The 11797-nt window shown below is 62.0% G+C and carries 13 protein-coding genes and 2 pseudogenes; 4 read left to right on the top strand and 11 right to left on the bottom strand.

From position 1 onward, the window contains the following. From FJ938_RS25005 to moaA, 9 genes and pseudogenes are all read right to left on the bottom strand, one after another. A pseudogene (locus tag FJ938_RS25005) lies at positions 1-263 on the bottom strand (amino acid ABC transporter permease); the annotation flags it as partial. After that, positions 260-976: an ABC transporter permease gene (locus FJ938_RS25000; protein WP_140606938.1), complete on the bottom strand. Its 717-nt coding sequence runs from the start codon at positions 974-976 to the stop codon at positions 260-262. The pseudogene FJ938_RS25005 and the gene FJ938_RS25000, both read right to left, overlap by 4 nt. A gap of 78 nt (positions 977-1054) precedes the next feature. Next, complete coding sequence (locus FJ938_RS24995; RefSeq protein WP_140606937.1) at positions 1055-1840, bottom strand: ABC transporter substrate-binding protein; 786 nt, start codon at positions 1838-1840, stop codon at positions 1055-1057. Positions 1841-1986: 146 nt separating this feature from the next. Then, positions 1987-2508, bottom strand: a complete 522-nt coding sequence (gene mobB, locus FJ938_RS24990; protein WP_140698477.1) for a molybdopterin-guanine dinucleotide biosynthesis protein B — start codon at positions 2506-2508, stop codon at positions 1987-1989. Further along, positions 2505-3137 (bottom strand): molybdenum cofactor guanylyltransferase MobA, encoded by a 633-nt coding sequence (gene mobA, locus FJ938_RS24985; RefSeq protein WP_140698474.1) that lies wholly within the window; start codon positions 3135-3137, stop codon positions 2505-2507. Before mobA ends, mobB begins: the two co-directional genes overlap by 4 nt. Positions 3138-3187: 50 nt before the next feature. Next, complete coding sequence (locus tag FJ938_RS24980) at positions 3188-4108, bottom strand: DMT family transporter (RefSeq protein ID WP_140698471.1); 921 nt, start codon at positions 4106-4108, stop codon at positions 3188-3190. 174 nt (positions 4109-4282) lie between these two features. Next, positions 4283-4645 (bottom strand): hypothetical protein, encoded by a 363-nt coding sequence (locus tag FJ938_RS24975; protein WP_140606933.1) that lies wholly within the window; start codon positions 4643-4645, stop codon positions 4283-4285. Positions 4646-4777: 132 nt separating this feature from the next. After that, positions 4778-5251: a hypothetical protein gene (locus tag FJ938_RS24970; protein WP_140698469.1), complete on the bottom strand. Its 474-nt coding sequence runs from the start codon at positions 5249-5251 to the stop codon at positions 4778-4780. A gap of 54 nt (positions 5252-5305) precedes the next feature. Further along, on the bottom strand, positions 5306-6301 hold the full coding sequence (gene moaA / locus FJ938_RS24965) for a GTP 3',8-cyclase MoaA (protein ID WP_140606931.1): 996 nt from the start codon (positions 6299-6301) through the stop codon (positions 5306-5308). 192 nt (positions 6302-6493) lie between these two features. On the opposite strand from moaA, the gene FJ938_RS24960 reads away from it, so the two are divergent. Both FJ938_RS24960 and FJ938_RS24955 read left to right on the top strand, forming a co-directional pair. Continuing rightward, positions 6494-6847 carry a DUF971 domain-containing protein gene (locus FJ938_RS24960; RefSeq protein ID WP_140698466.1) on the top strand — a complete coding sequence of 118 codons (354 nt, stop codon included), beginning with the start codon at positions 6494-6496 and terminating at the stop codon, positions 6845-6847. A gap of 94 nt (positions 6848-6941) precedes the next feature. Then, a complete protein-coding gene (locus tag FJ938_RS24955; RefSeq protein ID WP_140698464.1) occupies positions 6942-7553 on the top strand; it encodes a pyridoxamine 5'-phosphate oxidase family protein in 612 nt (203 codons plus the stop codon). A gap of 23 nt (positions 7554-7576) precedes the next feature. Here the strand turns inward: FJ938_RS24955 and FJ938_RS24950 are convergent, their stop codons facing one another. Further along, positions 7577-8029: a MarR family transcriptional regulator gene (locus tag FJ938_RS24950; RefSeq protein ID WP_140606928.1), complete on the bottom strand. Its 453-nt coding sequence runs from the start codon at positions 8027-8029 to the stop codon at positions 7577-7579. A gap of 47 nt (positions 8030-8076) precedes the next feature. Here FJ938_RS24950 and FJ938_RS24945 point away from each other — a divergent pair. Then, positions 8077-8977, top strand: a pseudogene (locus tag FJ938_RS24945) (alpha/beta hydrolase). 11 nt (positions 8978-8988) lie between these two features. On the opposite strand, the gene FJ938_RS24940 reads toward FJ938_RS24945, so the two are convergent. Next, positions 8989-9384 (bottom strand): rhodanese-like domain-containing protein, encoded by a 396-nt coding sequence (locus FJ938_RS24940; protein WP_140606926.1) that lies wholly within the window; start codon positions 9382-9384, stop codon positions 8989-8991. 351 nt (positions 9385-9735) lie between these two features. Here FJ938_RS24940 and FJ938_RS24935 point away from each other — a divergent pair, with 351 nt between their 5' ends. Then, on the top strand, positions 9736-11619 hold the full coding sequence (locus tag FJ938_RS24935) for a murein L,D-transpeptidase (protein ID WP_140698462.1): 1884 nt from the start codon (positions 9736-9738) through the stop codon (positions 11617-11619). Positions 11620-11797: the final 178 nt, after the last annotated feature.

Below are 11797 nucleotides of genomic sequence, written 5' to 3'. Positions count from 1 at the left end.
CCAAAGGTGACGGGCAATGATAGGATCGCGCCGAGCACCATCGATATCGACACGAGCGCCAGCGTGGTTCCCAGCCCTTGCAGATAGGCCGGCGCATACTTGGCGAAGAATTCGCCGTTCCAGGAATAGAAAAGATAGGCAACGATACCGAGGCCGAAGAGAATCCACAGGCCGACAAGCGCATATCCCACGATGCGGGTGCGCGGCCAGCCGCGAGCCGGCGGTGGAGGCCGTTCGACCGCGATCGCTTCCGTGATGCTCATCGCGCCTCCCTCCGCCCCAGCGAGCGCAAGATAAACCCGGTGGCGATCGACGACAGGATCGCCAGGACGAGGAAGACCAGCGCGGCGAAGCTATAGAAGAGGAACGAATGCTTGGTGACGCGCGCCGCCACGCCGGCGTTGCGCAAGGTCTCGGCGAGGTTGACCACAGAAACCAGGGCGGTGTCCTTGAGCAGGCTCAGCCAGCAATTCTCGAGACCGGGGAAGGCGATGCGTAGCAACTGGGGCAAGATCACCTTGCGCATGGTCAGCCACTTCGACAGCCCGATCGCATAGCCACCCTCATACTGGCCCTTTGGAATGGCGCGAAAGGCCGAAAGGAATACCTCGCTGGCATAGGACGAAAAGATCAACGAAAGCACGATCATGCCGGCGACGAAGCTGTCCACATCGATCGTCGCCTCGGGCTTGAAGAAGCGGATGATGTATTGCAGCAAGATGGGCATGCCGAAGAAGAACAGGAACAGCGTCACCAATTCCGGCAGGCCGCGAAACACGGTGGTGTATATGTTGGCCGCCAGCCGCAGCGACGGTTCTTCGGACTGCTTGGCCCAGGCGACGAAAAAGCCGATCGTCAGGCCGATCGGCAGTGTTGCAAGGGCGAGCGCGATGGTGACCATCGCGCCATAGGCAATATCGTCACTCCAGCCATCGGGGCCCCAACTGAGAAGTGTCCAAATGCTTTGGGCCGGCATTTACGAGTCTTGTCTCCGTGGCGATCCCGGGATGATTGAAGGGTGGCGAGGAATTCCTCACCGCCCTCCGCGCAATTATCAGGACTCGGCGCCGTAGACGTCGAACTTGAAATACTTGTCGTTGATTTCCTTGTATTTTCCATTGGCGCGGATGGCGTCGATGGCGGCATTGAGCTTGTTGACCAGGTCGGTCTCGCCCTTGCGTACCGCAATGCCGGCGCCCGGTCCAAAAATCTCGACCGGCTGCGGCTTCGGTTGACCGAGGATCTTGCAGCAGGCGCCGTCAGGCGAATCCAGCCATTGCTGCAGGACCACGATGTCGTCCTCGATGGCGTCAAGGCGTCCATTGGCGAGATCGGCCTGCTCCTCGGGGCTGCTCGGATAGCCCTTGACGGTGCTGTCGGTGTAGGTCTTCGAGGCATAGTTGAAGTGCGTGGTCGTGGTGGCGACGCCGATCGTCTTGCCGGCGAGGTCTTCCTTGGTCACGCCTTTCAACGTGCTGTCCTTCGGCACTGCGAGCGCCGATGGCGTGTTGTAGTATTTGTGCGAGAAGTCGACCTTCTGCTGGCGCTCCGGGGTGATCGACATCGAGGCGACGATGGCATCGAACTTGCCGGCCTGAAGCGCCGGGATGATACCGTCCCAATCCTGGGCGACGAAGGTGCACTTGACCTTCATTTCATCGCAAAGCGCTTTGGCGATGTCGATGTCGAAGCCGACGAGTTGGCCATCAGCGGTGAGATTGTTGAATGGAGGGTAGGCGCCTTCGGTGCCGATCCTCAGGGTCTTTTCCTGGGCCTGGGCTACGCCGAGCGTCAGCAGCGCAGCCGATGCGGCGAGCGCGATACGCAGTGCAATACGCATGATAGTCCTCTCTTTATGGTCCCGGCCGTCGTTCCGAAACGGCTCTGTGGGGCGGTGCTTTTGACCGCCCGCTGAAGCGATACTCCCATTCTTTCCAAGAAAAAAGCAACTGCAAAACCACCCAAATCGGTCATGAGGTTCTGCCGTTACGTTACATCTGAAGCAACGAGACCGGTCGTGCGTTCGATGAAGTCGACTATCGATTTTACGTCATCGAGGTCGAATACCGGCAGGCTCTTGTCCGCAACGACGAAATCCGCGGCGACCGCGATAACATTGGGATCACCCGCCGAAAGCGGGGTCCGGTCCTTCGCTTCCAGTCGCCTGGTTTCGATCTTGCAGTGGGATTCGCGCTTGTAGCCTTCGACCAGCACGATGTCGCATGGGGCAAGCCGTGCCAGAATATCGGTCAAGGAAGGTTCATTCTCGCCACGCAATTCGTGCATCAGCGCCCAGCGATTGCCGGACACGATCGCCACCTCGGAGGCGCCGGCCTGCCGATGACGGAAGCTGTCCGCGCCGGGCTTGTCGATGTCGAAATCATGATGGGCATGCTTGACCGTCGAGACCTTCCAGCCGCGCCGCACAAGCTCCGCGACCAGCTTTTCGGTCAGTGTGGTCTTGCCGGAGTTTTTCCAGCCGGTGATGCCGAAGATGCGCCTATTCATGACGTTATGCTCTGCAACAGACGCACAGCGTCGGCAAGGTCGTCCGGTACATTGATGTTGAAAAAAGGATCGAGCGGCTGGCCGGCGGATTGGAGGACCGGAAAGTCCACCTCGACATGGCCGTGCCGCTCGACAAAAGCCGAAACCCGCCTGTTGTCCTCATCGACCAGGAAATGCCGCAAGGCGTCGCGGCATCCGGTCGGCCACAGCGCGAAGGTCGGGTGTCGCCGGCCGGCCGAAGAGGCGACGGCGATCTTCCCGGGATACTTACCGGCTGCCGCGGCCAGGCGATCGACGAGATCGAGCGGCAGGAAAGGTGTATCGCCGGCAGCGGTGACGATCGCCTTGCAGGGCGTGCTGGCAACCGCCCATTCAAGGCCAGCCAGGATTCCGGCAAGCGGTCCGGCAAAGCCTTCGACCGTGTCGGCAAGCACCGGCAGTCCGAACCGGGCAAAGCGCGCCGGGTCGCCATTGGCGCTCAGCGCCAGGCTTTCCATCTGCGGACCAAAGCGCGACAGGACCTGATCAAGCACGCGGCCACTGCCAAGCGGCAACAGGCTCTTGTCGCCGCCTCCCATCCGCCTCGATTGGCCGCCAGCCAGAATGATCCCCGCGACATCTCGCTTCATGCCACCCAGCCTGTACGCCAGCCGCCGGAAATCGCAAGCAACTTCGAGGGCTAGATTCCATCCGGCGCCATGGCCGGTCCCGTGCTTTCAGCGACGATCCTTCGCCGGCCGACCACCCGCTCACGATAAAGCGCATAGAGGCCCGAGCCGACGACGATTGTAGCGCCGGCGGTCATCGGGATGTCCGGTATGTCGCCGAAGACGATCAGGCCCAGCAGGATGGACCAGAGGAGCGCCGTATAGCGGAATGGCGCGATGAAGGAGATTTCGCCCGAACGCATCGCCATGATGATGAATTGATAGCCGATGAGCACAAGAACGGCCGCCAGCGCCAGCAGCGCCGTGCTTTTGCCGGTCATCGGCGTCCACCCGCCCATCGGCGACAGCAGCACCGCGCCGACGACGGTCATTGCGAGTGCGGTGGCGGTCGAGACCAGCATCGTCGGCACGGTTTGAGGAATGCGCTTGGTGGCGAGATCGCGCACGGTGCAGCATGCGACGCTGGCCAGCGCCACAAGGGAATAGACGCTGAAGCCATCGAAACCCGGCCGCACGATGACCAGCACGCCGGCAAACCCCGTGGCGATCGCCAGCCAGCGTCGCCAGCCGACCGCTTCGCCGAAGAATAGCGCGGCACCCATCGTCACCGCCAGCGGCAGCGCCTGAAGAACGGCCGAAACGCTGCCGATCGGCAGATGGGCGAGCGCCACGAGAAACGACACGGTGGCGCCCGCTTCGCCAAGCACGCGGATTGCCACCAGCGGCTGCAGCATCAGACGCGGCTGCGAAAGCGCGCCCCGTTGCCAGGCCAGCAGGCCGACGAAAAGCGAGGCGAATGCGCCTCTGATCAGCATGACCTGCGCCATGTTCATCGATTGCGAAGAATATTTGGTGATGGCGTCGTTGAGCGTGAAGCCAACCATCGCCACCATCATGAACAACGCGCCGCGAAGATTTGGAGAAAGAGTCAAGACATCTACCGGTTGCTTTGGCAGCAAGCCTGTAACAGTTCGCCAGGAAAGAGCAACGGCAAAGGACTGTACCAGGACAGGGGCATCCACGATCGCCGGCATGGAATCATATTCTGGATTGGCCGTGGTCGGGAGGCGGCTTCGCCTCCCGCAAGCTGTCCGGCCACGACGATGCTATTTCTTCGGCGTCAGCACCTCGGTGCCGTTACCTTCCTTACCGGCGATCGTCCACAGGCCATGCAGCGAGCCATCCTCCTCGACCTTGTAGACGACGAGGCCGATATCCTTGTCCATGACATAGCCGGCGGAGAATGCATTGTCGTTGCGCATGCAGATGCCGTCGGAAGAAGAACCGCCGGTCTCCCAATGGATGGTGCAGGTGGTCCCGCTGGTGAGCGTGATGGTGGCTTCGCCGCCATAGGACGAGCCGTCGAAATTGGTGCCGGCGACGGTGTAGGTCCCACCGATCGACTGGGCAGCCGCCGGCAGGGCGGCGAGGCCGAGCATTGCGAACGAAACAAGAATTTGGCGTCTCATGTAATCCCCCAAGAGCGATAACCGCTACAAGAGCGACGCTAGGCGGGAAAACACCGCCGGTAAATCAGACGGACATTCGCGAACAAAAATTTGTTTGCGGTGTGGCTAAAATGCTCTTGGTCTCGGCAGCGTTCATGGCCCCTTGAGACTGCCGGCAATGGCACCGACTATCGGGTCATATTTCGACTTCAGGGCCGGTGGATAGTCGATCCAGACTGTGCGGATGACGCCATCGCGGCCGAACAGCCGCCGCTCATAAAAGATCTTACCATCCTTCCGGCCCGACAGCACCGCCCAGTCCTTGCCGGTCTTGCTGTAGGCGATTGTGTAGCTTTGCTCCTCGCTGGCTTTCTCGGCCGCAACGAAACCCTTCGGCGTGTCATTGTCGATGTTGAGAATGCCGGAGCACGTCAAGCTGGCGCCGTCCGCGCTCAGCCATACCTGCCCGTCGCCATTTTCCGGCTCGGGCTGACGATCGGTGAATATGTCGTCGGGAAAGGTGCAGACCGTGCCGAAGCGCTCGTTCACATAGGTGAAGGGGGCGGCAGTTGCGCTGCCTACTGTAATTGCCGCGAAACCCGCCATAATTGAGGAAAGCCGCCGCATGCATTGCCCCAAAGCCGATGACCGAAAGGCGATCCTTGCAAAAAACGGCGCTGGTCAGCCGCCCGTTACGCTCATATGCCGTGACACCGATGGGCGGCTGGTGCGGCGGTCGATGATGAAATCATGGCCTTTCGGCTTGCGGCCGATGGCTTCGTCTATTGCGTCGGCGACAAGTTCATTGCCCTCGGACGCGCGCAACGGCGCGCGCAAGTCGGCCGCGTCTTCCTGGCCGAGGCACATATAGAGCGTGCCCGTGCAGGTCAGCCTGACGCGGTTGCAGCTTTCGCAGAAATTATGCGTCATCGGCGTGATGAAGCCGAGTTTCCCGCCGGTCTCGGCGACTTGGACGTAGCGGGCGGGGCCGCCGGTCTTGAAGGGAATATCGGTCAGCGTGAACTGTCGCTCGAGCGAAGCGCGCAGCAGCGACAGCGGCAGGTACTGGTCGGTGCGGTCGGCGTCGATCTCGCCCATCGGCATGGTCTCGATGACAGTCAGGTCCATGCCACGGCCATGCGCCCAGCGCATCATGTCAGGCAGTTCGGCGTCGTTGAAATCCTTTAGCGCCACCGCGTTGAGCTTGACCTTCAGCCCGGCCGCCTGAGCGGCGTCGATGCCCGCCATGACCTTGCCGAGGTGCCCCCACCGGGTGATCTGGTGGAACTTGTCGGCGTCAAGGGTATCGAGCGAGACGTTGATGCGCTTGACGCCGCAATCGGCAAGCTCAGCGGCGAAGCGCGACAGTTGCGAGCCGTTGGTGGTCAGCGTCAGTTCTTCCAACGCGCCGCTGTCAAGATGGCGCGACAACTGGCGCACCAGATGCATGATGTTCTTGCGCACCAGCGGCTCGCCGCCAGTGAGGCGCAGCCTTTTGACGCCCTTTTGGATGAACACAGTGCAGAGCCGGTCCAGCTCTTCCAGCGACAGCAGGTCCTTCTTTGGCAGGAATGCCATGTCCTCGGCCATACAATAGGTGCAACGAAAATCGCAGCGGTCGGTGACCGACACTCTGAGATAACTGATCGTGCGACCGAAGGGGTCGATCATGTCCATGTTCGAACGTTCCGTGGCCATTACCGGCGTCGTTATATATGGCTATGTGATACGATCCAACCCGCCATTCAAGATAGCCGGCCTTGATCTTTGGTAACATTCCCCGACCGACATCGCGCGTCGGCACCCTCCAAGCCTTTTCGCACGGCACGAAGCAGCGTAGGGAAGGGGCGATTTCAAGCGGGACCGATCATGACGGCGCCAAAAGAACTGAGGGTCTCCAAGGACCGCAAGCTGCTCACCGTGACGTTTCCCGACCATCAGCCGTTCGAGCTGCCGGCGGAATTCCTGCGTGTGGTATCGCCGTCGGCGGAGGTGCAGGGCCATTCACCGGATCAACGGGTGACGGTTCCCGGCAAGCGCAATGTGGCCATCCTGAAGATCGAGCCGGTCGGCAATTATGCGGTGCGCATCACTTTCGACGATTTCCATGATACAGGCATCTTCACCTGGAACTACCTGCACACGCTCGGGCACGAGAAGGACGAGCGCTGGAGTGCTTACCTTGCCGAACTTGCGGAAAAGGGCTTGAGCCGGGACCGCTGATCTGCGCGCCGGAGATTCAACTTCGGCGACCGGCTGTCGTCAAATCGTCATGGACGTGGCGTAGCGCCGGCAAAGGTTCGCGGGAGGGAAGAAGATGTCGGTCATCACGTCGGTCGAGCAGTTGGAGGCGCTCTACGGACTGCCCGGCGAAGCCTCGCTGGTCAAGGAACTCGACCATGTCATCCCGGAATATGCCGCCTTCATCAACGCCTCACCGTTCGTTGCCCTCTCGACCAGTGGGCCGGAGGGGCTGGATTGCTCGCCGCGCGGCGATCTCGCCGGCTTCGTGCGTATCGTTGATACGAAAACGCTGATGATGCCGGACCGGCGCGGCAACAATCGCGCCGATTCGTTGAAGAACATCATCAGGGATCCGCGTGTCGGGCTGCTGTTCCTGGTGCCGGGCTCAGGCACGACGCTGCGTATCAACGGCCGGGCGTATATCACCACCGACGCAGCACTTTGCGCGTCATTCATCGTGGACGGCAAGCCGGCGCGCTCGGTGACCGTCATCGATGTCGATGCGGTCTACTTCCAGTGCGCCCGCGCCATCGTGCGGTCGGAATTGTGGAACCCGGCCAGGCATGTCGACCCGAAGTCGCTGCCGACGCCCGGACAGATCCTGGAAATCACCAGCCGCAGGAATATCGACGGCGAAACCTATGACAAGGAATGGCCGGAGCGGGCGAAAAAATCGATGTGGTAAGTGGATGCGTGGCCAAGAGACGGTCAGGCTTCCTTCAGCACCTCGGTGATCTTGCGCATCTGCTCGCCGATCATGTCGCATTGTTCCGGCGTCGACTGGCTCATCGCCTTTTCGATCAGCGCCATATGCACTTTCAGCGCCTGCATCAGCAGCGCTTCGCCGGCTTCGGTCAGGGCGAGGCGCAGGATGCGCTTGTCCTTCTCATCGCCCTCGCGGCGCAGCAAGCCACGTGTCTCCAGTTGCGGCAACAGCATTGTGATGTTGGAGCGGCCGACGAGCAGCTTGCGGGCAAGGTCGTGCTGCGACATGCCGGGGTGGCGGTAAAGGTTCATCAGCACGTCGAGCTGCGCCGGCTTCAGGTCGAGCGGCGCGAGTTTCACCGCCAGCGTGCGCTCCAGCACATGACAGGCGCGCGCCACCGCGACCCAGTTGCGAAAACGCGGGTTGTCCCAGGGTAGCTCTTGTCTATTGTTCATCTTTGAACTATTATGTTCATGCTTGAACGTATGGATGGATTCTCACTATGGCATCATTCGGGCTGAAGGTCATCCGAGGTGTGTTTGGTGCGGCCGAACATATCGCGCCGCGTATCACCGGGCGCGCGGCTTTCGAACTGTTCTGCCGTACGCCAAGCACCAGGGCGCTCACCGACGGCGAGCGCCGCGCCATCGACCGGGCTGCCGGGTTCATGGCCGAAGCGCGCCATCACCGGCTGAAGACCGCGACCGGTTGCGTGATGGTGCATGAATTCCGGCCGGAGCCGGGCAGGGCTGCCGCTGGCACGGTGCTTGTCGTCCACGGCTGGCGATCGCGCACCGAATATATGCGTGCATTGATCGTGGGCTATCGCGCGGCCGGCTACAGGGTGGTTTCGCTTGACCTGCCTGGCCATGGCCAGTCGCAGGGCCGCAGACTGAACATGGTCAACGCGGTGGACGCGGTGCGGCTCGCCGGCGAGTGGTTTGGCCCCTTTACCGCGGCGGTCGGTCATTCCTTCGGCGGTGCCGTCGCCGCCAATGCCGTTGCCGGGTCCATTAAGAACGTCCCGCCGCTGGCGGCTGGACGTCTTGTGCTGATCGCGGCACCAAGCTCCTTGCCGGCGATCTTCGCCGACTTCAGCCGCATGCTCAAGCCCCCGCTCGCAGGTTGCCATGGCGGACCGTGTCGAAAACCTTTCCGGCCGGCCCCTGCATGAATTCACCGGTGACCGCCAGCTCGCCCAGGCGCCCGTGCCGACCCTGGTCATCCACGCGCCTGACGACCGCGAGGTGCCTGCCGAGCATGCAAGACGTTATGCCGGTGCCGGCGGCCATGTGCGGCTCCAGTGGGCCGAAGGGCTCGGCCATCGCCGCATTCTTGCGGATAAGGGCGTGGTTGAACACGCCGTCGCCTTCGTGGCCCGGGAGCCGTCGCGGCTCCACTGAGCAGACTCGGATTATTTCTTCTTTTCGCCAGGCTCCACAGGCAGTCCAGCCGCCTTCCAGGCGGTGTAACCGCCTAGAATATGCTTGACCGGCGTGAGCCCCATGTCCTGCGCGGTCTTGGTGGCCAGTGCGGAGCGCCAGCCGCCGGCGCAGAAGAAGACGAAGCTTTTCCCCGACGCGAAGAACGGCTTGTGGTAGGGACTTTCCGGATCGATCCAGAATTCCAACATGCCACGGGTGACATGCTTGGCGCCAGGGATCCTGCCGTCGCGTTCGATCTCGCGATGGTCGCGCAGATCGACGAAGATGGTGCCTTCGTCCTCGAGCAATCCTGCCGCCTCCTCCGGCGAAACCACTTCGATCTCGGCGTTCGCCTCGTCGAGCAGTTCGCGATACCCTTTTTTCACGGTCGTCCCTCTCTTGCTGGCAGGTTCGAATTTCGAGCACAACAGCCAGCGTTTGTCACGCGGCGTTGGTTGCCAGCCATCGCCTTCCACGCGGCCACCGCCCCGGCCTCGGCCGCCAGCAGGGCGGTGCACGAAGCGTGAAGGCGCCTGGATCCCGCGGCTGGAGCGGAAACATCTCCGCTCCGGCCGTCACGACGTTGTGAAACCGTTCTGCAACAACCCCGCCGAAATTTATGAAAGCTTAACGAAATCGGTATGAATCGGTATAGTCGCGCCTTACATCCGCCATGCGGTGAGCGAGACGGTTTAGCGTGCGGAACGGGAACCGGTTGCGGCCGGAGCGGGTGATTCATGAAAGTCCTTGGTAACAAAGCAACCGTGTTGTCGCTGATGGCGATGACGGCGACGCTTGCTTTCGGCGCGCCTCAGGCAGGCGCGCAAGGGCTCTTCGAGATGCTGTTCGGCGGCGGCATAAAGCACCAGCCGCAGGGCGAGTTTCCGCCGCCGCCGAAGCACAAGCCGAAAGCGCCGGGGGGCGGCGGCGATGGCGGGGTAAAAATCAGCAGCCCGTCCTACTACACATACAAGGCCGACAAGCTGGTGCGCGTCGACTTCTCGAAACTGTCCTCAGCGCCGCAGCCCGCGATGCCGCAGGATGCCGCGTTCGTTTCATCCACCACGGAGGCCGCTTTTCACGATGCCGTTGCCGGTCTCGGCGACTACGAACTCTATGCCGAACCCGACGTCGCCAAGGCGCTGATCGCGTACTATTCGGCCAACCCGGACTTCATCTGGGTGAGTGGAACCGGCCCCAACAACCGCGCCCAGGATGCGGTGCGGGTGCTCGGCGAGGCTGCAAGCTACGGCCTCACGCCCGCCGACTATACTGTTGACGTGCCTGCCGCGAGTTCGTCCTCGGCGGATGACGCGGCCAAGTTGAAGGAACTCGTCCGCTTCGAGATGGCGCTGTCGGCGCGCGTATTGCGCTACGCGCATGACGCCCAGAGCGGCCGTGTCGAACCCAACCGGATGACCGGCTACTATGATTTCCCGGCCAAGCCGCTCGACATGGTCGGCGTGCTGAAGACGCTGGCGCATACGCAGGAAGTTCGCACGTACCTGGAATCGCGGCATCCGCAGAATGCCGAATATCAGGCGCTGCGTGTCGAACTGGAGTCCCTGCAGGCAAGTGAGGAAAACGAGATCGTCGTCGATCCAAAGCTGCTGCTGAAGCCGGGCGAAACCAGCCCCGAGCTGCCGAAGCTCCTGTCGCTGATCGCGCGCAATCTCGATGACGAGATGGGCGGCACCTATGGAGAGCTGCTGTCGCGACTGGCGACCAGCGAGGTCTACGTTCCCGAACTGGTGCCGCTGATCAAGGCGGTGCAGCAGAAGAAGGGCATGAAGGGCGACGGCGTTATCGGTCCGCGTACCGTCGCGTTGCTGGCGGGCACGTCGAAGGCCGACAGATTGCTCAAGGTGCAGGTGGCGCTGGAAGAACTGCGCTGGCTGCCGTCCGATCTCGGCAGCCCGCGCGTCTTCATCAACCAGCCAGCGTTCACCGCCAGCTACATCGACAATGGCGAAGAGAAGCTGAAGACACGTGCCGTCGTCGGCCGGGTCACCAACCAGACGGCATTCTTCTACGACCAGATCAAGCAGGTCGACTTCCATCCCTATTGGGGTGTGCCGCAGTCGATCATCGTCAACGAAATGCTGCCCAGGTTGCGCAGCGATCCCGGCTACCTCGACCGCGCCGGCTATGAGGTGACCGATGCGCGCGGCAAGAACATTCCGTCCTCGGCGGTCGACTGGGGCGCTTACGGCGCGAACATTCCCTACAATGTGCGCCAGCAGCCAAGCGAGGCCAATGCGCTGGGTGAACTGAAGATCCTGTTCCCCAACAAGCATGCGATCTACATGCACGACACGCCGCAGAAATCGTTCTTCAAGCAGGATATGCGCGCCCTCAGCCATGGCTGCGTGCGCCTGCAGGATCCGCGCGGCATGGCGGCGGCGGTGCTTGGCACCTCGGTCGACTATATCGCCGAGAAGCTGAAGCACGGGCACTCGACCGAGGATGTGACGCGCAAGATTCCGGTCTATGTCGCCTACTTCACCGCCTGGCCCGACATGTCCGGCAAGGTCGAGTATTTCAACGATGTCTACGACCGCGATTCCCGGCTGAAGCAGGCCCTGGACGCGACCGAGGCGGTGCGCTCGCCCTCGAGCTGATCAAAGCGTATTGCGCTTTGAGTCCCTGTTTTGTGCATGTCGTCCCAAAACCGCTGCGCACTTTTGAGCGGCATGCACTATCGCTCCGACCGCAGGCCCCGGAAGCCGGCGTCTGGGCCGGCGGAAAGGCCGGCATCATATTCCAAGGATGGACATTTCGCGGCGCGTCCGGGCACAC

Source organism: Mesorhizobium sp. B2-4-14 (genome assembly GCF_006442155.1).
In the GTDB taxonomy this organism is placed as follows: domain Bacteria; phylum Pseudomonadota; class Alphaproteobacteria; order Rhizobiales; family Rhizobiaceae; genus Mesorhizobium.
This window is presented reverse-complemented; position numbering and strand designations above follow the sequence as displayed.